19 protein-coding genes and 1 pseudogene are annotated in these 20,156 nt (G+C 70.5%); 17 read left to right on the plus strand and 3 right to left on the minus strand.

From position 1 onward, the window contains the following. Window positions 1-47: 47 nt before the first annotated feature. From ACFYRX_RS18425 to ACFYRX_RS18480, 12 genes are all read left to right on the plus strand, one after another. Window positions 48-587, plus strand: a complete 540-nt coding sequence (locus ACFYRX_RS18425; protein WP_389100727.1) for a flavin reductase family protein — start codon at window positions 48-50, stop codon at window positions 585-587. Beyond that, window positions 584-1,477: an MBL fold metallo-hydrolase gene (locus tag ACFYRX_RS18430; protein WP_389100729.1), complete on the plus strand. Its 894-nt coding sequence runs from the start codon at window positions 584-586 to the stop codon at window positions 1,475-1,477. Before ACFYRX_RS18425 ends, ACFYRX_RS18430 begins: the two co-directional genes overlap by 4 nt. After that, window positions 1,474-2,673, plus strand: a complete 1,200-nt coding sequence (locus tag ACFYRX_RS18435) for an amidohydrolase family protein (RefSeq protein ID WP_389100731.1) — start codon at window positions 1,474-1,476, stop codon at window positions 2,671-2,673. Before ACFYRX_RS18430 ends, ACFYRX_RS18435 begins: the two co-directional genes overlap by 4 nt. Window positions 2,674-2,767: 94 nt before the next feature. Continuing rightward, window positions 2,768-3,514: an ABC transporter ATP-binding protein gene (locus ACFYRX_RS18440; RefSeq protein ID WP_389100733.1), complete on the plus strand. Its 747-nt coding sequence runs from the start codon at window positions 2,768-2,770 to the stop codon at window positions 3,512-3,514. Beyond that, on the plus strand, window positions 3,511-4,389 hold the full coding sequence (locus tag ACFYRX_RS18445; protein ID WP_389100735.1) for an ABC transporter permease: 879 nt from the start codon (window positions 3,511-3,513) through the stop codon (window positions 4,387-4,389). Before ACFYRX_RS18440 ends, ACFYRX_RS18445 begins: the two co-directional genes overlap by 4 nt. Before the next feature lie 79 nt (window positions 4,390-4,468). Then, window positions 4,469-5,644 carry a hypothetical protein gene (locus ACFYRX_RS18450; protein WP_389100737.1) on the plus strand — a complete coding sequence of 392 codons (1,176 nt, stop codon included), beginning with the start codon at window positions 4,469-4,471 and terminating at the stop codon, window positions 5,642-5,644. Then, window positions 5,641-7,035 carry an FAD-binding oxidoreductase gene (locus ACFYRX_RS18455; RefSeq protein WP_389100739.1) on the plus strand — a complete coding sequence of 465 codons (1,395 nt, stop codon included), beginning with the start codon at window positions 5,641-5,643 and terminating at the stop codon, window positions 7,033-7,035. The genes ACFYRX_RS18450 and ACFYRX_RS18455 overlap by 4 nt, the downstream gene beginning before the upstream one ends. Window positions 7,036-7,045: 10 nt before the next feature. After that, window positions 7,046-7,819, plus strand: coding sequence for a creatininase family protein (locus ACFYRX_RS18460; protein WP_389100740.1), 774 nt, complete (start codon window positions 7,046-7,048; stop codon window positions 7,817-7,819). A 23-nt stretch (window positions 7,820-7,842) separates the two neighbouring features. Continuing rightward, complete coding sequence (locus ACFYRX_RS18465) at window positions 7,843-8,271, plus strand: cupin domain-containing protein (RefSeq protein ID WP_389100742.1); 429 nt, start codon at window positions 7,843-7,845, stop codon at window positions 8,269-8,271. Next, window positions 8,271-9,800 carry an amidase gene (locus ACFYRX_RS18470; RefSeq protein WP_389100744.1) on the plus strand — a complete coding sequence of 510 codons (1,530 nt, stop codon included), beginning with the start codon at window positions 8,271-8,273 and terminating at the stop codon, window positions 9,798-9,800. Before ACFYRX_RS18465 ends, ACFYRX_RS18470 begins: the two co-directional genes overlap by 1 nt. Before the next feature lie 28 nt (window positions 9,801-9,828). Beyond that, window positions 9,829-10,620 (plus strand): cysteine hydrolase family protein, encoded by a 792-nt coding sequence (locus ACFYRX_RS18475; RefSeq protein WP_389100746.1) that lies wholly within the window; start codon window positions 9,829-9,831, stop codon window positions 10,618-10,620. A gap of 2 nt (window positions 10,621-10,622) precedes the next feature. Then, complete coding sequence (locus ACFYRX_RS18480) at window positions 10,623-11,723, plus strand: acetamidase/formamidase family protein (protein ID WP_389100748.1); 1,101 nt, start codon at window positions 10,623-10,625, stop codon at window positions 11,721-11,723. 397 nt (window positions 11,724-12,120) lie between these two features. Here the strand turns inward: ACFYRX_RS18480 and ACFYRX_RS18485 are convergent, their stop codons facing one another. Continuing rightward, a complete protein-coding gene (locus tag ACFYRX_RS18485; RefSeq protein ID WP_389100750.1) occupies window positions 12,121-12,918 on the minus strand; it encodes a sugar phosphate isomerase/epimerase family protein in 798 nt (265 codons plus the stop codon). After that, entirely contained in the window at window positions 12,915-13,541 is a 627-nt protein-coding gene (locus ACFYRX_RS18490) for a TetR/AcrR family transcriptional regulator (RefSeq protein ID WP_389100752.1), read from the minus strand. Before ACFYRX_RS18490 ends, ACFYRX_RS18485 begins: the two co-directional genes overlap by 4 nt. Before the next feature lie 426 nt (window positions 13,542-13,967). On the opposite strand from ACFYRX_RS18490, the gene ACFYRX_RS18495 reads away from it, so the two are divergent. From ACFYRX_RS18495 to ACFYRX_RS18515, 5 genes and pseudogenes are all read left to right on the plus strand, one after another. Beyond that, window positions 13,968-15,560 (plus strand): ABC transporter substrate-binding protein, encoded by a 1,593-nt coding sequence (locus tag ACFYRX_RS18495; RefSeq protein ID WP_389100754.1) that lies wholly within the window; start codon window positions 13,968-13,970, stop codon window positions 15,558-15,560. A 10-nt stretch (window positions 15,561-15,570) separates the two neighbouring features. Next, complete coding sequence (locus ACFYRX_RS18500; RefSeq protein WP_389100755.1) at window positions 15,571-16,515, plus strand: ABC transporter permease; 945 nt, start codon at window positions 15,571-15,573, stop codon at window positions 16,513-16,515. Beyond that, complete coding sequence (locus ACFYRX_RS18505; protein ID WP_389100757.1) at window positions 16,512-18,272, plus strand: ATP-binding cassette domain-containing protein; 1,761 nt, start codon at window positions 16,512-16,514, stop codon at window positions 18,270-18,272. The genes ACFYRX_RS18500 and ACFYRX_RS18505 overlap by 4 nt, the downstream gene beginning before the upstream one ends. Continuing rightward, window positions 18,269-19,084, plus strand: a complete 816-nt coding sequence (locus ACFYRX_RS18510) for an ATP-binding cassette domain-containing protein (RefSeq protein WP_389100759.1) — start codon at window positions 18,269-18,271, stop codon at window positions 19,082-19,084. The genes ACFYRX_RS18505 and ACFYRX_RS18510 overlap by 4 nt, the downstream gene beginning before the upstream one ends. Before the next feature lie 70 nt (window positions 19,085-19,154). Further along, window positions 19,155-19,414 (plus strand): annotated as a pseudogene (locus ACFYRX_RS18515) (thioredoxin-disulfide reductase); the annotation flags it as partial. A 172-nt stretch (window positions 19,415-19,586) separates the two neighbouring features. Here ACFYRX_RS18515 and ACFYRX_RS18520 read toward each other — a convergent pair. Beyond that, on the minus strand, window positions 19,587-19,778 hold the full coding sequence (locus tag ACFYRX_RS18520; RefSeq protein ID WP_389100761.1) for a transposase domain-containing protein: 192 nt from the start codon (window positions 19,776-19,778) through the stop codon (window positions 19,587-19,589). Between the last annotated feature and the right edge of the window lie 378 nt (window positions 19,779-20,156).

Raw genomic sequence — 20,156 nt, forward strand, 5'->3', positions numbered from 1 at the left:
TTCGTTCGCGGTCATCCCTCTCCTCACCCGACGCCCCCGGAGCCCGTATGCCTGCGGCCAGCCCAGACCAAACCCTCACTCCCCATTCCGACGCGGCCTTCCTCGACGCCATGTCCGCCCTGGCCGGCGGTGTGTGCGTCGTCACCTCGACAACCGCCGACGGCCGTCCGGTCGGATTCACCAGTACCGCCGTGATGAGCCTGAGCAGGGACCCGCGGTTGCTGGCGATCGGAGTGGGCCGGCACAGTCGTACGCTGCCGTTCCTGCTGGAGACGGGGAGGTTCGCCCTGAACGTCCTGCATGCGGGCGGCGAAGACGTCTCGCGCCGGTTCGCCGACTCCGGGGCCGACCGGTTCGGGGATCTCGACTGGGAGCAGGCCGACGACCTGCCACTGCTCGGCGGACACAGCTCCCACATGATGGTCTGCCGGGTGCAGCAGGACGTCCCGGCGGGCGACCACCGGCTGATCATCGGCCTGGTCGAGAAGGTGCTCCCGGGCCTGGGCCATGTCGCCGGCTCGCTGGTCTACCTGGGGCGCGACTACCACCCTCTCCGCCACCCGGCGGAGTTCGGCGGGGGCTCGTGATCCGCCCCGGCTGGTTCTCCGTACGGGAGACCGGACCGGGCGTGCACCTCATCGCCGAACCCGGGCACGTCAACAGCTACCTGGTCCTGGGTGACTCGTTCGCCCTGCTCTACGACACCGGCATGGGCATCGCCGACATCGGCCGCGAGGTCCGCGCGCTGACGGGACTACCCCTGCTGGTGGTCAACTCGCACCACCACTACGACCACCGGGGCGGCAACGCCTCCCTGTCCGGCGAGGCCAAGGAGTTCGCGGTCCACGCCGCCGGCGCCGAACTGCATGGCTCACCGGCCCCGCGCGAGTGGCTGGAGTCGTACGCACACATCGCACGCGGCCTGCGCGAGCGGTACGAGGTCTTCCACGCGGCGGACTCGGCCGCCTTCTTCCTCACCGACTCCCGCATCGAGGTCCGCCCGGTGCCCGAGCTGGAACACTGGAGGATCGAGGCCGTTCGCCCCACCCGCCTGCTGCACGAGGGCGACGTGATCGACCTCGGCGGGCGCCGGCTGCACGTCCTGCACACCCCCGGACACTCACCGGACGGCATCTGCCTGTGGGAAGCGGAGACCGGGCTGCTGCTCGCCGGGGACACCCTGATCAGCGGCACCTTCTTCGCCCATGTCCCGGGCGCCGACGTGCCCTCGTTCGCCGGCTCCACCCGGCGGCTGACCGGACTGCCGGTCACCACCGCGCTGCTCGGGCACAACCTGCGCCACCGGGAGACCGTGGACTTCGTCTACCGGGTCGCGGACGCCTTCGAGCGGGTGCGTGACAAAGACACCCGCCCTTCGCGGTCGGCCGACATGTTCGGCACCGCCGTATGGCGCCACGACTTCGACGGCTTCGCGGTCCTCACCGCTTTCGACGACCCGCCCGCAGTGCGCCCATGATCTCGCCCCTGCTGCTGCGCGGCGCGCGGGTCCCCGGCGGTCCCGTCCGCGACCTGCTGCTGGAAGGCGGCCTGGTACGCCGCGTCGCCCCGGCCGGCACACTCCCCGCCGGGCCGGCCGAACTCGACCTGTCCGGACACCTTCTGCTGCCCGCCCCCGCCGAACCCCACGCCCACCTCGACAAGGCCCTGACCTGGGACCTCGTCGGAGCCCCGCCCTGCGACCTTCCGTCGGCCGTGGCCGCCTGGCGGGCGTACGCCGAGAAGGTCGACGAACGCGACGTCGGCGCCCGCGCCCGCCGGGCGCTGGAGCAACTGGTGGCGAACGGCGCCACCGCCGTCCGCACCCACGCCGACATCCTGCCCGGCGACGACCCGCTGCGCGGACTGCGCGCCCTGCTGCGGCTGCGCGAGGAGGTGCGCGGTCGGGTGACGGTGCAGATCTCCGTCCTGCACGTCGACGCGCCCGAGCCGCTGCTGCGCGAGGCCCTTGCCATGGGAGCCGATCTGCTGGGCGGCTGCCCCCACCTGTCCCCCGACCCGGCTGCCGCCGTCGAGCGAGCGGTGACGCTGGCCGCCGAGTGCGGCGTCGGGCTCGACCTGCACACCGACGAAAACCTTGACCCGGCCTCCCAGGATCTGCGGCTGCTCGCGGCCGCGGTCCGCCGCCACGGCTTCACCGGGCCGGTGACCGCCGGGCACTGCGTGAGCCTGGGTGCCATGGAACCGGAGGAGGCCGCCCGGGTGGCCAAGGAGGCTGCCCAGGCGGGCATCGGAGTGGTGACCCTGCCCCTCACCAACCTCTATCTCCAGGGCCGCGAGCATCCGTCGTCGACACCGCGCGGGCTGACGGCAGTGCGCGCCCTGCTCGACGCGGGCGTCCGCCTGGCGGCCGGCGGTGACAACGTCCGCGACCCGTTCAACCCCGTGGGCCGGGGCGATCCGCTCGAAACCGCCGCGCTTCTCGTGGCGGCCGGCCATCTGACCCCGTCCGAGGCCGTGCACGCCGTGACCGCCGGAGCCAGATCGGTGCTCGGACTGCCGGCGGCCGGGCCGTACGAGGGTGCCGTCGCCGATCTGCTCGCCGTGCGCGGCACGTCGCTGTCGGAAGTACTGGGGACGGCGAGCCCCGACCGCCTGGTCATCAGAGCCGGGCGCGTGGTCAGCCGTACCACCGTCCTTCGCGAACTGTTCTGACCCATCGAGACGTACACCGCGCCGATATGGGGCGGAAACAATCAATGTTCATGCTATCAACATTCACTGCCGCCACCTGGTGAGGAGCAACGACGTGCCGGTCGCACAGAATACGGCGCTGACCTTCGACGGCGTCCACAAGCACTTTCCCAGCGGAACGACCGCCCTGGCGGACGTGACACTGTCCGTGGCACCGGGCGAGTTGGTCGCGGTGGTCGGCCCCTCCGGCTGCGGCAAGTCCACCCTGCTGCGGCTGGCCTCCGGTCTTGACAGCCCGACCGCCGGGACCGTCCGGACGGACGAGGGTTCCGTCGGTTACGTCTTCCAGGACGCCACCCTGCTGCCCTGGCGCAGCGTCCTGGCCAACGTCGAGCTACCGGCCGAACTCGCCGGGACCGACCGTGCCGAACGGCGTGCGACGGCGCTTCAGGCGCTGCGCCTCGTCGGTCTGGACGGCTTCGAGAAACAGCTGCCTAGCCACCTCTCGGGCGGGATGCGCATGCGCGTCTCGCTGGCCCGCGCCCTGATGATGAGCCCGTCGCTGTTCCTCTTCGACGAGCCGTTCGGCGCCCTGGACGAGATGACCCGGCTGCGGATGCAGGAGGAGCTCCAGCGCCTCTTCGCCGAACAGGGCTTCGCCGGCCTGTTCATCACCCACTCCGTCTCCGAGGCGGTCTTCCTGGCGACCCGGGTGGTCGTGATGTCCCCGCGGCCGGGCCGGATCACCACCGTCTTCGACGTCCCCTTCCCGCACCCCCGCCCGGCCGAACTGCGCTACTCCCCCGAGTTCGCGCGGACCGTCGGCGAGGTGTCCGCCGCGCTGCGAGGAGATGCCCCGTGACCGTCCCCGCCTCCACCGCCCCGGCCGCCGGCACCGTACCGGTCGCCACCGCCCGCCAGGCGCCTCCCGCCGATCGCGCCCGCCGACGCGGACGTCGGCTCGCCCGGCTGGTCCCGCTCGCTTCCTTCGCCCTGGCCGTCGGCGTCTGGTACGCCGTCAGCTACCTCGCCCTCTCACCCGACCGACGCTTCCTCGTGCCGCCGCCCCACCAGGTACTCACCACCTCCTTCCTGGACTGGACGCACCTCCAGCCGATGCTCCAGGCACTGGGACTGACAGCCCAGATCGCCCTGGTAGGTCTGCTCATCGCGACGTTCGCCGGCATCGGCACGGCCGTCCTGATGAGCAGGGGCCGACTCCTGGAAGGGCTCATCTACCCGTACGCCGTCGTCCTGCAGACCGTGCCGATCCTCGCCCTCGTACCGCTGCTCGGTATGTGGTTCGGCTTCGGCTTCACCAGCCGGGTCATCGCGTGCGTGCTGATCGCCCTCTTCCCGATGATCAGCAACACCCTCTTCGGACTCCAGTCCGTGGACCAGGCCCACCACGACCTGTTCACCCTGCAGAAGGCGAGCCGCTGGGCGCGCCTGCTCAAGCTCGAACTGCCCGCCGCCCTCCCGGCGATCTTCACCGGGCTGCGTACTTCCTCGGGCCTGTCCGTGATCGGCGCCATCGTCGGCGACATGTTCTTCAAACAGGGCAGCCCCGGCATCGGCACACTGCTCGATGTCTACCGCGCCCGCCTGCAGTCCGAGGACCTCTTCGCGGCGATCCTGCTCGCCTCCCTCTTCGGCGTGACCGTGTTCGCCCTCTTCACCCTCCTCGGCCGGATCTGCGTCGGGTCCTGGCACGCCTCGGCCTCCGACGGCCGCTGACGGCGCTGACGGCACCGCACCTCCCGCCCTGGCCCCTCACCCTCCCGTCCTTCTCCGCTCACCCACTCTGGAGTCCGCCATGCCCGCATTCAGCAGACGTACCTGTACCGCGTACGTTTCCTCCCTGTTCGTTCTCGTATCCCTGAGCGCTTGCGGCGCCAGTTCGGAGACCACCGCCGGCTCCGCCGAGAAACTGACGGCCGCACCGAGCGCGGAGCGGCTCTCGGGGGTCTGTCCCAAGACCGTCGTCGTCCAGATCGACTGGGAGCCCGAGGCCGAGCACGGCCCGGTCTACAACCTGGTCGGCCCCGGCTACACCGTGGACACGAACAAGAAGCGGGTCACCGGACCGCTCGTCGTCGACGGTGCCGACACCGGCGTGAAGATCCAGGTCCGGGCAGGGGGCGGGGCGATCGGCTTCCAGAGCGTTCCCTCACAGATGTACGTCGACAAGTCCATCACCCTGGGCACGGTCACCACGGACGACGCCATCGCCGCCGCCAAGCAGCCCGTGACCGCGGTGGCGTCGCTGATGAAGGAGAGCCCGCAGATGCTGATGTGGGATCCGAAGACCCACCCGGACTGGAAGACGATCGGGGACATCGGCAAGAGCGACGCCAAGATCATCACCAGCGAGGGTGCCACGTACGCGGAGCTGCTCGTCGACAAGGGACTCATCAAGAAGAACCAGGTGGACAGCAGTTACGACGGGTCGCCGTCCCGATTCGTCTCCGATCCGAAGATCGCCATGCAGGGGTTCGCCACCGCCGAGCCGTACATCTACCAGCACGAGGTGAAGGCCTGGGGCAAGCCGGTCAGGTACCAGCTGCTGTCGGACGTCGGCTACTCCGTGTACCCGGAGCCGCTGTCCGTCCGCAGCGGTGAGCTGACGAAGCTCACCCCCTGTCTGAAGAAGCTGGTGCCGATCATCCAGAAGTCCACCGCGGGCTTCGCCGCGAAGCCCGACCACGCCCTGGACGTCATCAACGACCTGGTGACGCAGTACAACACCAGCTGGGTCTACTCCAAGGACACCGGAACCTACGCCGCCGGGCAGATGGTGAAGCTCGGTCTCCTCGGCAACGGAGCCGACGGCAGCGTGGGCGGATTCGACATGGCCCGGGTCAAGGACACGCTCACCACCTTCAGGCCGCTGATCACCGACAGCGGCGCCAAGGTGCCCGCCGACCTCACCGCGGACCGGCTGGCCACCAACGAGTTCATCGACACCTCCGTCGGGATGAAGACCTCATGACCAGCGAGCCCACCGCTTCCATGCTCCCCGCCGCCGAACTGCGCCGGCTCACCGAACTCGTCGCCGACAGAACGCGACCCGGGGTGGCCACGGGGAACACCGCCACCCCCGGCCTCGAGGCGTTCTGCGCCGAGGCGTCCGCCCTGCTCGGCGCGGACGCTGTCGTCCGGGACGACGCCACGCTGGACAAGGCCTCGCGTGACTGGGCCCACATGTCCCCGATCCTGACGGCCAAACTGCCCACCGCCGGACGCGCCGAGGCCGTGCTGCGCCCCACCGCCCACGACCAGCTGTCGGCCGTCCTCGCCCTAGCCCACCGACACCAGGTCCCCGTCACCCCCCGGGGCAAGGGCACCGGCAACTACGGCCAGGCGATCCCGCTGCACGGCGGCGCCGTCCTGGACCTCACCGGCTGCGACCGCATCCTCGACGCGGGCGACGGCTGGATCGCCGCCGAGGCCGGGGCGAAGATGTCCGACCTGGAAGCGCACGCCCGTACGCTCGGCCAGGAGCTGTGGATGTTCCCCTCCACCTTCGGCACCACCATCGGCGGCTTCCTCTCCGGCGGCAGCGGCGGCACCGGCTCCCTGGTGCACGGCACCAACGCCGACGGCTTCGTGCGGGAGGTGACCGTCGTCCCGTGCACGGCGGACGCCGCCCCTCTCACCGCCCGGGGCGCCGACTGCCTGCCGTACCTGCACGCCTACGGCACCACCGGCATCATCGCCACCGCCACGGTCGCCCTCCAGCCGGCCCGGGTGTGGACCGGCCTGTTCACCGCCTTCGACACCTGGGCGGCGGCCACCGCGGCGCTCACCGACCTCGTCCGCCTGGAACCCGCCCCGCGTCTAGTGTCGCTCGACGAACCCGGCCTCGTCGAGACGTTCGCGCCGGACACGGCACTGGACCCGGCCGCGCTGAGCCTGCGCGCCATCGTCGAGGAGGAGGCCGTCGCCGACGCCCGCGCCATCGTCGAGGGCCACGGCGGACGCGTCCTGGAAGTCCGCCCCGCCCCACACGGCCCGGCGCTGGTCAGCTCGCTCTCCTTCAACCACCCCACCTACCACCTGATGAAGGCGAAGGAGGGCTGCTTCCACCTGGAGATCCGCGGTGAAGTCCTCCTCGGCGACCCCGCCGCCGTCAAGGCCGTCTTCCCCGGCACCCTGCTCCACCTGGAGGGCATGCGCACCGGCACTGTCGGCATGCTGATGGCCGACTACCGGGACGAGGAGACCGTCTACGCCGGGATCGAGGCCCTCCAGGCCCAGGGCGTCGGCGTCCACGACGTGCACAACTGGTACGTCGACCGGCGCCTGGACACCGTCCGCGCCACCGCCGGCGGCATCGACCCGCTCGGCCTGCTCAATCCCGGCCACCTTCCCACGGTCTGAGAGGCAAGCCATGACCTTCACCCGCTTCACCGACCTCAGCGGCCCGGCCGTCACCGGTCTGCCCTCCGACACCGTGGCCGTCCTCCCGGTCGGCGCGATCGAACAGCACGGCCCCCATCTGCCCGTCGCCACCGACTACTTCATGGCCGAAGCGGTCGCCGAAGGGGCCGCGCGGGCTGCGGGCGCGGACCGCGAGATCACCCTCCTGCCCGGTCTGGCCTACGCCAAGTCCGACGAACACGCCTGGTCCGCCGGCACGTTGTGGCTCAGCGCAGGCACCCTGTTCGCGGTGCTCGACGACATCGGCCGCTCCCTGGCCGCCGGTCCCGTGCGCCGCCTGGCCTTCCTCAACGCACACGGCGGCAACAGCGCCCTGCTGAGCGTGGCCCTGCGCGAACTGCGAGTCAAGTACGGCCTGTTCACCTTCCTCCTGCACGCCTCCCTCCCCGCCGACCAGGGCGGCACGTCCCCGGCCGGCGAACTCGGACTCGGCGTGCACGGCGGACTCAAGGAAACCTCCGCCATGCTCCATCTCCACCCGGACCTGGTCGACATGAGCCAGGCGCGGCGCAGCGTCCCCGAACACCTCACCGCCTACGAACACATCGGCTTCGGCAAGCGGGTGTCCTTCGGCTGGACCAGCGACGACTTCCACACCGGCACCGGCGTGATCGGTGACCCGACCGAGGCCACCGCCGAACTCGGCCGCAAGTTCGTCGAGACCGCCGTGGCGGACGCGGCCGCCGCGCTGCGCGAGTGCGCCCGCTTCAGCCCAGCCCCCTGACCTTCATGAGGAGTTCGTCCACCATGCCCGTCCCGCCGCTGCACAAGCCGCTGCGCGAGATCACCGCGCACCACATCACCGCGGGCGACACCGTCAAACTCGCGGTCCTGACCGGACCCCGCGACGGGTCCCCCACCACCGTCGTCTTCGAGATCTGGGATCCCGGCGGCGCACAGCCGGTCAACTGGCACCCCGAGTCCGTCGAGACCTTCGTCGTCCTGGCCGGCCGCGGCCGCGCCGTCAGCGACGAACACGAACGCGACCTCGCGCCGGGAGACATCCTGGTCCTGCCCGTCGGCTCCAAGCACCGCATCACCAACACCTCCGCCACCGAACGCCTCTACACCCTCACCGTCATGGCCCCCGACGAGGGCTTCGCCGACCTGATCGAGCGCGGCCCGGCCGCCGTACTCGACGAGCGGGATCTCGCCGTACTGCGAGCGTCCGCCTGATGGACGACCTGCTGAACGCCTTCTGGTCGTACGAGGCGGCGCTGGCCGCCAACGACCTGACGGCCCTCGACCACTGGTTCGGCGACTCTCCCGACACCCTGCGCGCCGAAGGCGACATCGTGCTGACCGGACCCGCCGAGATCGCCGACTTCCGGCGCACCCGCACCGGCGGCGCCCCACCGCGCACCGTGGAACGGGTCCACGAGGTACGACTCGCCCCGGACCTGGCCGTGCTCACCGCCGAGACCCTGCGCGCCGACGGCTCACGCGGCCTGCAGACCCAGGTCTGGCAGCGCGGCCCGGACGGCTGGCGGATCCGTGCCGCTCACGTCAGCGCCGTACCGGGGCGGACGGTCCAGGCCCCTGGCTCGGATAGCCGGGCGGTATGGCGGACGACCGGCGAACCGCTGGTCGCGGGAGCGCCGGACGGCCCCCTGTCCGGTGTCCGGATCGCTGTCAAGGACCTCTTCGCCGTCGCCGGCCACCGGACCGGGGCGGGCAACCCGGCCTGGCTCGCCGAGGCGGCCGTAGAAGAGACACACGCTCAGGCGGTACGTCTCCTGCTGGACGCCGGAGCCGACATCGCCGGTATCGCCCACACCGACGAGCTCGCCTTCAGCCTCTCCGGCGCCAACGTCCACTACGGCACCGCACCCAATCCGGCCGCCCCCGGCCGCATCCCCGGCGGATCCAGCGGCGGCCCCGCCTCCGCGGTCGCCCACGGCTGGGCCGACCTGGGCCTGGCCACCGACACCGCGGGCTCCATCCGTGTGCCCGCCTCCTACTGCGGGCTGTACGGCTGGAGGCCCACCCACGGGACCGTGCCGACCGGTGGCCTGCTGGCGCTGGCACCCTCGTTCGACACGGCGGGGCTGTTGGCCCGCGACCCCGGCCTGCTGCGTACGGCGGCCGAAGTGCTGCTGAAGCGGACCGACGCGCGACCGGTCCGCCACCTGGTCGTGGACGACCGACTCACCGCCCTCGCCGAACCTGAGGTCCAGACCTCCTTCACGGCAGCCTGCCGGGCACTGGCCCTCCGTACCGGGCTGCCCGCGGCCGACCGGATCGCCGTGGCCACCGACGACCTGGACGACTGGCTGGACGCCTTCCGTACGGTGCAGGCGGTCCAGGCGTGGCGACAGCACGGCGCCTGGATCGACAAGCACCCCGGCGCCCTCGCCCCGGAGGTCGAAGCCCGGTTCGCCGCCGGGCGGGACGTGCCGGCGGAGCGGCTCGGGGCGGCGGAAACGACGCTGGCCGAGGCCCGCGCCCACCTCGACGCCGCCCTGCCGCCGGACACCGCCCTGCTGCTCCCGGCGACCGGCGGCAGCGCCCCGCCGACCGACGCCGGACCACAGGAGGTGGAGGCCGTACGGGCGGCCACCCTGCGTCTGACATGCCTGGCCTCACTCGCCGGGTTGCCGTCGGTCGCCCTGCCCCGCCTGCGGGTGCGCGGGCTGCCGGTGGGCCTGTGCCTGGTCGGGGCACGCGGCACCGATCTCGCCCTGCTGTCGCTCGCCACGCACTGAACGCCACGAGACGAAGGAGCATGTGACGTTGACCCCGTCCCAGGGCCTGATCGGCCCCAACACCCGCAACGCCTGGCGGGCGGAGCCCGGGAGCGTGCGTCTGGCGCGCACCACCCGGCCGCCCCGCACGGCCACCCTGGAGGCCCTGCCCCGGACGGTGGTCGTCGACCTCGCGGCGACCGCGCTGATCGTCGTCGACATGCAGAACGACTTCTGCCACCCGGACGGCTGGCTTGCCTCCATCGGCGTCGACGTCGGTCCGGCCCGCGCTCCCATCCCCGTCCTCGCCGGTCTGTTGCCCCGTCTGCGGGCCGCCGGCGTCCCCGTCGTCTGGCTCAACTGGGGCAACCGGCCGGACCGGGCCAACCTGCCGCCCGGTGTCCTTCACGTGTACGACCCGGACGGCACCGGCGCGGGCATCGGCGCCCCGCTGGCCTCCGGCCTCGGCCGCGTACTGGAGCGGGGCAGCCCGTCGGCGGCCGTGGTCGCCGGGCTCGAAGCCGCCGAGGAGGACCTGCACGTCGGCAAGTACCGGATGAGCGGCTTCCAGGACACCGAACTCGACAGCGTCCTGCGCAACCTGCGCGTCGACAGCCTGCTGTTCGCCGGGGTCAACGCCGACCAGTGCGTCCTGGCCACCCTCATGGACGCGGCGAACCTCGGCTATGACGTCCTGCTCGTCGAGGAGGCCACCGCGACCACCTCCCCGGCCTTCTGCATGGACGCCACCCTCTACAACGTCCGTCAGTGCTTCGGGTTCACCCTCACCGCCGACGCCCTGAGCCGGGGTCTGGCGACCGCTGCGAGCGCGCCGTGCTGAACATGCTCCAGCCCGGCCGGGGCCCCGTCGACGGTGACCACTACCTCACTGCCGACCCCGGGCTCGTGCACTGGGGGCACCTGCCCAACGCCACGGCCGAGCCCGTCCTGACCCTCGGCTCCGGCGAGACCGTCACCGTCGACACCATCAGCCACGAGGGGATCCTCGCCGACCAGGGCCGTGATCCCACCGCCTTCTTCGCCGCCGCCGGCATCCCCGCGGCGGGCCTGCTCCAGGACGCCGTCGAACTGGCCGCATCCGCCCGCGCACACGACTCCGCCGTGCACGGACCGCATGTGGTCACCGGACCCGTGGCGCTGCGCGGCGCCCGGCCGGGCGACGTACTGGAGGTCGAGGTGCTACGACTGCGCCGCAGAGCCCCGTACGGAGTGATCAGCAACCGCCACGGCAAAGGCGCGCTGCCCGGCGAATACCCCCTGCTTCCCGCCGGAGCACCGCCCGACGCCCCCGCGCCCACCGTCAGTCTCGTCGCGACCGTCGACGCGGGCGGACTCGGACGGCTGCCCACGGGCGACGGCCGCCATCTCTCATTCCCGCTGCGCCCCTTCCTGGGCATCATGGGCGTGGCCCCCGCCACCGAAGCGGCCGTTCACTCGGTGCCGCCCGGCCGCCACGGCGGCAACCTCGACGTCCGTCATCTCGGCACCGGCGCCCGCCTCTTCCTCCCGGTCCAGGTGCCCGGCGCCCTCTTCTACGCGGGCGACCCGCACTTCTCCCAGGGCGACGGGGAGGTGGCGCTCACCGCCTTCGAAGCGCCGCTGCGCGCGACCCTGCGGCTGACTCTGCACACCGACCGCGCCACCCGGGTGCTTGCCGCCCGGCTGCGCGCCCCCTTCGCCGAGACCGAGACGGAACACCTCGTCCTGGGCCTCGACCCCGACCTCGACGAGGCGATGCGGCACGCCGTCCGTGACGCCCTGACCCTGCTCACCGACCGGTACGCCGTGCCGGGCCCGGTCGGCCTGGCCTACCTCAGCGCCGCCGCCGACTTCCATGTCTCCCAGGTGGTGGACTGCGTCAAGGGCGTGCACGGCCGACTGTCCAAATCCCACCTCCCATCATTGAACCCACCCCTGCGGTGAGCCGCCCACAGGACCCATGCCAGCCCCATGACCAGCACGTTCAGGGGGAATAACGCACATACCTTGCTGATGCGCGGTGGCGTCTCCGCCGTCGGAGGCAGGGCCGTCCCTATCGGCCACCACGCGCCGTCCCGCGACGATCTACCCGTCCGCGCCACGGCACGCATCGCGGTCGTCCGGGCCGTACGACACAGGCGCACAGCGGATTGGGGTAAGACGGTCCGCACATCCGTCCCCCGGGCGCCACCGCGCACGGACCGTCATGTACGGCGTCGACCGGTCACGTGCGAGCGCGGACCGGTCCGGTACAGACCTCACATCCTGCTCACCGGCTCCTCGGCGTTCGGGCAGCCACGCCTGACCAACGACCTTTTGCTGCAACGGAGTTGCAAGTGTCTCAGGGGATGGTCAGGCCACCCGCCAGGAGGGCTTGACGGTTGGCCGCGAGCAGTTCGAAGCGGTCGGCTTCGGTCCGGTCGATCTCCGTGATGTGCCACCGCAGACGGGTGCCGGCACGCAAGGCTGCCGGGATGTCGATGTCGCCGGTACCGATGGGCGTCTGAGGTCCGTCCAGCACGGCAGGCCCGTCCTTGAGGTGGGCGGCCACAGCGCGTTCTCCAAGACGTTTCAGGACCTCGGCCGGGTCCTGGCCGGCCACGGCTGCCCAGTAGACGTCGACCTCGGCGAGGACCTCGGGGTCAAGCAGATCCCACAGCACGTCGAAGGCGGGAGCGCCGTCGGGCAGCCGGGCCCATTCGAAGTGGTGGTTGTGGTACCCGAGCCGGATCCCCGCTCCGGCCAGTTCCCGTGCGGCCGCGTTGAGACGACCGGCGAAGGCGCGTATGCCGTCGTGGCTCTCCAGGGCCCACTCGTCGAAGCCGTCCACGAGCCACGGAATCGGCACGAAGGCGGTGTCCGTGCCGAGGATGCGGCAGGTCTCGATCGCAGACGCCTGGCTGCAGGCCGAGACAGCGATGTGCACCGAGCTGACGCCGAGATTCGCCTCGTCCAGATCCGCCCGCAACGCGCGTGCGGAGGACGCCAGTTCGTCAGGAGGCGTGGTCCACAGGCCGAGGGCGAACGGCTCGACATGGCGGAAGCCGAGCGCGGCAAGGCGCGAGAGGGTACCGGGGCGGTCGGCTTGCAGAGCCTCGATCACGCTGTACAGCTGAACGGCGAGGATGCCGGGACTCATGCTTCGTCCTCAGGTTCTGCGGGTCTACGGATCCGCGGGAAGGTCATCCGCATGAAGGACCGGATCGGGCCGACGATGTCGAGCTCCTGGTCGAGCAGCCACTGCAACTGAAGGCCGTTGAGCACGGCTTGCAGCAGGGTGGCCGCATGGTCGGGGCAGAGCGCCGCGTGGAGTTCGCCGCGTTCGTCCTTCCCGAGCATGCCCCGGGCGAACTGGTCGCGTCCCCAGGCGTAGCGCTGCGCGAAGTAGCCGTGCGCGGGGTGCTCCGGGCGGGAGGCGGCCGCCGCGAGTTCGATCCACAGGCGCATCAGTTCGGGGGCCTTCTGGTGGTGGCGCAGCATGTCGCCGAGGTAGGGCGCGAGATGGTCCATGTCGGACACCTGCGCCTCGGCGTACCGCCGTTCCTCGGCATCGCGTTCGGCGAGCACGGCGGCCAGCAGGTCGTCCTTGTTGCGGAAGTGATGCAGCAACCCGGCGTGGGTGATGCCGGCTCGTTCGGCGATGTCGCGCAGCGAAGCCTTCGTGAATCCGTGTTCCGCGAAGCTCTCGCGAGCCGCCCGGACGATCTCGGCCCGTCTGGCGGGGGTCTTGGTGTACGGGCCGCGGGCCTTGGCCTGGGTCACAGTGCGCTTCCTCTTCCCGGATCCCGCATGACGCTACAAAAACCTTCCAAGCCTTAGATTTTCACTGCCTGCCCGGAGTGTGGGCGGCGACCGTCGCGAGCGCAAGGGGTGGGGCCCGACGATTTCGCGCCAGGTAACGCTCTGATTACGAACAAGGTCTCCCATCTTCCCGCGCCTTCCGCCGGGGCTTACCTTCCGAGTGAAATTCAACCACGTGGTAACTGTTCGCATGACGGGACCCACCGGCGGATCCGCGACCGCCTCACCGTCCCTGTGCACCACCCGCATGCCGGCCTCACGGGGCTCCGCCGCACACCCCCACATGTGCATCGGCCAACTCGTGCACCCCATGCATGACCACGCCCACATACCGACGCACTGACGAAGGCCTCGGCTCTTCAGGTTCCAGGACGAAGGAATCCGCCCATGCGTATCCGCTTCTCGCATTCCCGGCCCACGCCACGGCCACGGCAGCGCTCACAGGCCCTTGCCGCCGCCGTGACCGTCGCCCTGCTGGCAACAGCCACAGCCGCGTGTGACACCGCCCCGGCCGCGACGTCGAACTCCGGCGCCGACGCGACCCTCTCGCTGTCCATCTTTGGCACGCCCAACTCGTTCGACCCCGCCCAGCTCATCGAGGGCCAGCAGACCTACGTCTGGGATTCGATCTTCGACACGCTGCTCCTCCAGGACAACAAGGGTGTACTCCACCCCGGCGCGGCCCAGAGCTGGTCGTACTCGAAGGACGGTCTCGCGCTCACGCTGAAGATCCGCCAGGGCATGAAGTTCAGCTCGGGCGATCCCGTCGACGCGAACGCGGTGAAAGCCACCCTGGAGCGGATCCGGTCGACACCCGGGCAGAGCCAGCTGTCGCTGGCCTCCGTCTCCTCGGTCGAGGCCCCCGACACCTCGACGGTCCTCATCAAGCTCAAACAGCCCGACGCCTCACTGCTCGCCGCGCTGTCGACGTCGCCCGGCGTGATCGGCGACCCGAAGACGATGGCTGCCAAGAGCTCCATCCTGAACCCGGTCGGCTCGGGTCCCTACACCCTCGACGCCAAGGCCACGGTCAACGGCTCCGTCTACGTCCTCAAGAAGCGCGACGACTACTGGAACAAGAAGGCGTATCCGTTCAAGACGGTCAAGATCCGCGTGATCACCGACCCCACCGCCTCGGCCAACGCCCTCAAGGCGGGCCAGACCAACGCCGGTACCGTCGACGTCTCGCAGATCTCCGCGATCAAGGCGGCCGGCTTCCAGATCTCACACGTGCAGGCCACCGCGGGCGCCTTCCTCGTCCTCGGCGACCGCGCGGGCAGCAAGCTGAAGCCGCTCGGCGACCTGCGCGTGCGCAAGGCAATCAACATGGCCTTCGACCGGCAGAAGATCGTCACACAGATGCTGCGGGGCTCCGGCAAGGCCACCGACCAGTTGTTCAACCCGCAGGGCGGGGCCTACGACGAATCGCTCAACAAGCTCTACCCCTATGACGTCGCCGGGGCCAAGAAGCTCCTCACCGAGGCCGGCTACCCCAAGGGATTCTCCGTCACCATGCCGAGCCTCGTCTTCACCAAGAGCTTCGAGCCGATCTTCACCCAGGCGCTCGGCGACATCGGCGTCAAGGTGACCTGGGAGCCGGTGCCCGCGCAGCAGACCACCACCGCCGTCGCCTCGGGCAAGTACCCGATGTTCCTGCTCGTGGAGGGCCTCGCCTCCGACGCCGTCATGACCCGCAGCTTCTACACCCCGACCGGCTTCCGCAACGTCTTCCGCTCCACCGACCCGAAGCTGACCGATCTGCTCGGCCAGGCCTCCCGGGAACTCGACCCCGCGAAGTCCGCCGGGATCTACCGGGAGATCAACCAGTTCGGCGTCGAGCAGGCGTGGCTGGCGCCCGTCTTCTACCTCGGTACCGACTGGGCCACTAAGAAGGGCATCACCTATCTCGGTGACGGCTCCTCCACCATGGCCACCATCCGCCAGTTCGGCGTGGCCGGCTCCTCGCAGTCCGGCGGGTGAGCAGGCCACCATGACGCTCTATGTGCTGCGTCGCCTGACCGCGGGCCTCGTGCTCGCGGTCCTGGTGACCATGATCACGTTCACGCTGCTCAGCACATCCTTCGACGATGTCGCGAGCAGCGTCCTCGGCAACGGCGCCACCCCGCACCAGATCGCCGCCCAGAAAGCGCAGATGGGCCTCGACCGACCTTTGGCGGCGCAGTACGGCGACTGGCTCGCGCACGCGGTCCGCGGTGACCTCGGCGCCTCGTACCTCACCAGTGAACCGGTCCGCTCGGCCATCACCGCCCGGCTCGGCGTCACCCTGTCGATCGTCGTCGTAGCGCTGCTCGCCACCTCCCTCATCAGCGTCGCCCTCGGGGTGGCCGCCGCCGCGCGCGGCGGCGCCGTCGACCGGTTCGCACAGGGCGCCGCGATGGTCGGCTACCTCGTCCCGAGCCTGCTCGTCGCCATCGCACTGGTCTACGTGTTCGCCGTCAAGCTGCATGTGTTCCCGGCCACCGGATACACCACCTTCAGCGAGAGCCCGAGCCGCTGGGCAAGCAGCATCGCCATCCCGGTGGTCGCCCTGATGATGGGCGGGATCGCCAGCCTGACCTCGCAGATCCGCGGCGCCATGATCGGCGAACTGCTCAAGGACTACGTCCGCACTCTGCGCACCCGGGGCATTCCGACTCGCTCGATCGTTCTGCGTCACGCCCTGCGCAACGCCGCGGGTCCGGCCCTGACGGTGCTGTCCCTGGAGTTCATCCAGATGCTCGGCGGGGCCCTGATCATCGAGCAGATATTCGCGCTGCCGGGCTTCGGCCAGTACGCGTTCAACGCCTCCCTGCAGGGCGACGTGCCGATCATCATGGGCATCAGTCTCTTCGGCGTGCTGCTCGTCGTGGTCGTCAACCTCGTCGTCGACCTGCTGGGCGGCTGGCTCAACCCGAAGGCGAGGACGGTCAGTTGACCACCACACACAAGGAAGGGCGGCGCCGCTCGGCGCTCCGGCACCTGATCGCCGACCCGCAGGCCGTCATCAGCGCGGGCCTGCTGATCGTCGTCGTCCTGCTGGGGCTCCTCGCCCCCGTCCTCACCGACCACGGTGCGAACGAGGCGAACCTGGACGCCGTCAACGCCGGCCTCGGCGACCACGGTTACCTGCTCGGCGGGGACAAGAGCGGCCGCGACATCTTCGCCAGGCTGCTGTTCTCCATCAACACGAGCGTGGTCTCGGCGCTCATCGGCGCGAGCATCGGCCTCGCGATCGGGATCACGTCCGGGCTGGTCGGCGGCTACTTCGGGCAGCGGGTCCGCGGCGTCACCGAATGGCTCTTCAGCCTGATCATGACGTTCCCCGGACTGCTCGTACTCATCATCCTGATGCCGGTCACCAAGGGCGACTACCGGGCCACCATGGTCGTCTTCGGGGTCCTGCTCTCCCCCGGCATCTACCGCCTCGTACGCAATCTGGTTCTCGGCGTGAAGAACGAGCTCTACGTCGACGCCGCCCGGGTCTCGGGACTGCCGGACCGCCGCATCCTGCGACGGCACGTGTTCACCGTCGTGCGCGGCCCGGTGATCATCGCCACCGCGTTCCTCGCCGGTTCCTCCATCGCCGTCCAGTCGGGTCTGGCCTTCCTGGGCGTCGGCTCGAACACCGTGCCCAGCTTCGGCGCGATGATCTCCGAGGGCTTCACCAACCTGTACGAGGAACCACTCCAGTTCCTGTGGCCGAGCCTCGTCCTCGGGATCATCACGGCTTCGCTGGTGCTCCTGGGGAACGCGCTGCGGGACGCCTTGGAGGGCGGGCGCCCCAAGCCGGTCCGTATCGTGACCGCCACCGGGTACCGGCCTCCGGCCACGGAAGGGGCCGCCGTCACCGGACTGCTCACCGTCGACGACCTGGCGATCGCCTACCCGGCCCCCGACGGTGAACTGAAGGAGGTCGTCAGCGGCGTCACCCTGAGCGTGGCGGCCGGGGAGACCCTCGGCCTGGTCGGCGAGTCCGGCTCCGGAAAGACACAGACCGCGTTCGCCGCGCTCGGGGTGCTGCCCGCGGAGGCGGTCGTCACGCGTGGTTCGATCCGGCTCGACGGCCGCGAACTGCTCGGCCTGAGCGAGCGCGAACTGCGCGGGGTACGAGGTACATCCATCGCCTACGTCCCCCAGGAACCGATGTCCAACCTGGACCCGTCCTGCACGGTGGGCGCCCAGCTCGTGGAGGGCCTGCGCGCGGCGACGCCCATGTCGAGGGGCGAGGCCCGCGAACGGATCCTGGCGCTCCTCGCACGGGTCGGCATCCCCGACACCGAACGCACCTTCCGCTCCTACCCACACCAGATCTCCGGCGGCATGGCACAGCGCGTCCTCATCGCGGGTGCCGTGGCGAGCCGTCCCCTGCTGCTCATCGCCGACGAACCGACCACCGCTCTCGACGTGACCGTCCAGGCGGAGATCCTCGATGTGCTGCGCGACCTCCAACAGGAACTGAACATGGCTGTGCTGCTCGTGACCCACAACTTCGGCGTGGTCGCGGACATCTGCGGCCGCGTGGCCGTCATGCGGGAGGGCACGGTCGTCGAAACCGGCACGGCGGAAGAGCTGTTCGCCGCGCCGAAGCACCCCTACACGCGCATGCTCTTGGACGCGATCCTCGACGAGACCGCACTGCGCACCGACCCGCCGGCCGCCCCCGCGGACGTGCTCGAAACGGAGACCCGATGACCACACTGCTGGAGGTGAGCGACCTGCGCGTCACCTACCCCCGCCGGGGCATCCGGGCCCGCCCCCACGAAGTCCTGCACGCCGTGTCGCTCACCGTGGGGCAGGGCGAGACCCTGGGCGTCGTAGGCGAGTCGGGCTCCGGCAAGACGACCATCGGCCGCTCCGTGCTCGGCCTGGTGGCGCCCAGCGGCGGCACGGTCCGATTCCAGGGCCACGACATCACCCACGCCGGGCGAAAGGAGCGCCGCGCCCTGGCCCGGGACATCCAGGTGGTCTTCCAGGACCCGTACTCCTCCCTGAACCCGGCCCTCACCATCGGTGACATCCTCAGCGAACCTCTGATCGTGCAGGGTGCCGCGGCGAGTGCGGCCCGGACCCGGGTCACGGAGCTGCTCGACCAGGTGGGACTGCCGAAGGACGCCTCGCAGCGACTGCCACGGGAGTTCAGCGGCGGCCAACGGCAGCGCGTCGCGATCGCCCGCGCCCTCGCGCCCGCCCCGCGGCTCATCGTCTGCGACGAACCGGTCTCCGCACTCGACCTCACCACCCAGGCCCGCGTCCTCGATCTGCTCATCGACATCCAGCGGCGCACCGGCGTCGCCTATCTGTTCATCTCGCACGACCTCGCGGTCATCCGGCACATCAGCCACCGCGTGAGCGTCATCCACCGAGGCGACATCGTCGAGACCGGACCAGCCGGCGACGTCACCTCGAGCCCCGAACACCCCTACACACAGAAGCTGTTGTTGGCCGCCCCGGTCGCGAACCCGGCCGAACAGCGTCGGCGGCGCGAGGCCCGGCAACTCCTGTGATCCACTCGCCGTACCACCTCACCGAGTTCGAGAAGGACCGCGCAGAGGCCCCCTATGGGCGCCCTCCTACCGCGCGTACTCCGACGACAAGATCTCCTTCGCGTTCGACATCGAGATCGCGGAGACCAAGGAACCTAAGGAAACCAACGGCATGCCGGCCGGGGTCGTCCTGCGGGATGTCTCCACCGGCAAGACCCACGACCTGGATGTGACCGGCCTGTTCATCGAGATCGGCCACCATCCCCGCACCGAGTTGTTCAAGGGCAGCTGAACCTGGACGACGAGCGAGACCTGAAGGTCGCCTCGCCCTCCACCCGCACGAACATCCCCTGTCCGCCCGAGCCCGCCCGGTTGCGCGAATCAGGCACCCACAGTGAGCTGCAGCCGTCGAACGAGACCGTCCGGTACGTACCGAACCGAACCCCCGGCGTCGTCGGACGACCGAGGGGACCCGCGAGTACCTCAAACAGTGACCGTACTGGCGCACGTCCGAGTCGGTGGCTCAGATCCCGCAGGGCCTTCGCGTTCGGCGAGGCCCTGCCGGCTTGTCCCAGACCGGCTGGTAGCCGACCTCGGGGAACAGACACACCTCGAGCAGGAAGTACATCCGGACGCGGGAGGGCAGATCACGCGGCCGCTGCTGCACCCTCCGCATCTTCGCCGGTACCGCGTCGACGAGTTCGAACGGCACCACGGGTCAGCTCCCCCAGATGACCCGGCGCGAACCTACCCACGGCCACGGTACGGGTGATGGCCGGCGGCGCGGACGGCAGGACAGCATGAAAGGGCTACGGAGCTCCTCACGTGCGAGCTGTCCTGGTCGACTGCCTGTACCGACGAGCTCCGTTGGGCTCCGCCTTCAAACCCGCAACACGCTTGCCCCGCCTGCGGAAACGCCCGCTTCCCAGCCTTGGGGAAGGCCCGATCACCGACGCCTCGGCCTGCACCGCGTGACCATCATTGGCTACAGGAGCGAGTTGGAACGGCTGGAAGCCGGAACCGCGACGCCCGCGGCATCCACCCACCGCTCCACCCCTATTGACCCCCTGGCCAAAGCCGTCGCCGCGCTGCG

It is taken from the genome of Streptomyces sp. NPDC005374 (genome assembly GCF_042872225.1).
Classification (GTDB): Bacteria; Actinomycetota; Actinomycetes; order Streptomycetales; family Streptomycetaceae; genus Streptomyces.

Excerpts from the sequence above, each read along its gene's own strand:
- ACFYRX_RS18425 (WP_389100727.1), top strand. The coding sequence starts at position 48 with ATGCCTGCGGCCAGCCCAGACCAAACCCTCACTCCCCATTCCGACGCG.
- ACFYRX_RS18435 (WP_389100731.1), top strand. The coding sequence starts at position 1,474 with ATGATCTCGCCCCTGCTGCTGCGCGGCGCGCGGGTCCCCGGCGGTCCC.
- ACFYRX_RS18450 (WP_389100737.1), top strand. The coding sequence starts at position 4,469 with ATGCCCGCATTCAGCAGACGTACCTGTACCGCGTACGTTTCCTCCCTG.
- ACFYRX_RS18455 (WP_389100739.1), top strand. The coding sequence starts at position 5,641 with ATGACCAGCGAGCCCACCGCTTCCATGCTCCCCGCCGCCGAACTGCGC.
- ACFYRX_RS18460 (WP_389100740.1), top strand. The coding sequence starts at position 7,046 with ATGACCTTCACCCGCTTCACCGACCTCAGCGGCCCGGCCGTCACCGGT.
- ACFYRX_RS18465 (WP_389100742.1), top strand. The coding sequence starts at position 7,843 with ATGCCCGTCCCGCCGCTGCACAAGCCGCTGCGCGAGATCACCGCGCAC.
- ACFYRX_RS18470 (WP_389100744.1), top strand. The coding sequence starts at position 8,271 with ATGGACGACCTGCTGAACGCCTTCTGGTCGTACGAGGCGGCGCTGGCC.
- ACFYRX_RS18480 (WP_389100748.1), top strand. The coding sequence starts at position 10,623 with ATGCTCCAGCCCGGCCGGGGCCCCGTCGACGGTGACCACTACCTCACT.
- ACFYRX_RS18485 (WP_389100750.1), bottom strand. The coding sequence starts at position 12,918 with ATGAGTCCCGGCATCCTCGCCGTTCAGCTGTACAGCGTGATCGAGGCT.
- ACFYRX_RS18495 (WP_389100754.1), top strand. The coding sequence starts at position 13,968 with ATGCGTATCCGCTTCTCGCATTCCCGGCCCACGCCACGGCCACGGCAG.
- ACFYRX_RS18500 (WP_389100755.1), top strand. The coding sequence starts at position 15,571 with ATGACGCTCTATGTGCTGCGTCGCCTGACCGCGGGCCTCGTGCTCGCG.
- ACFYRX_RS18510 (WP_389100759.1), top strand. The coding sequence starts at position 18,269 with ATGACCACACTGCTGGAGGTGAGCGACCTGCGCGTCACCTACCCCCGC.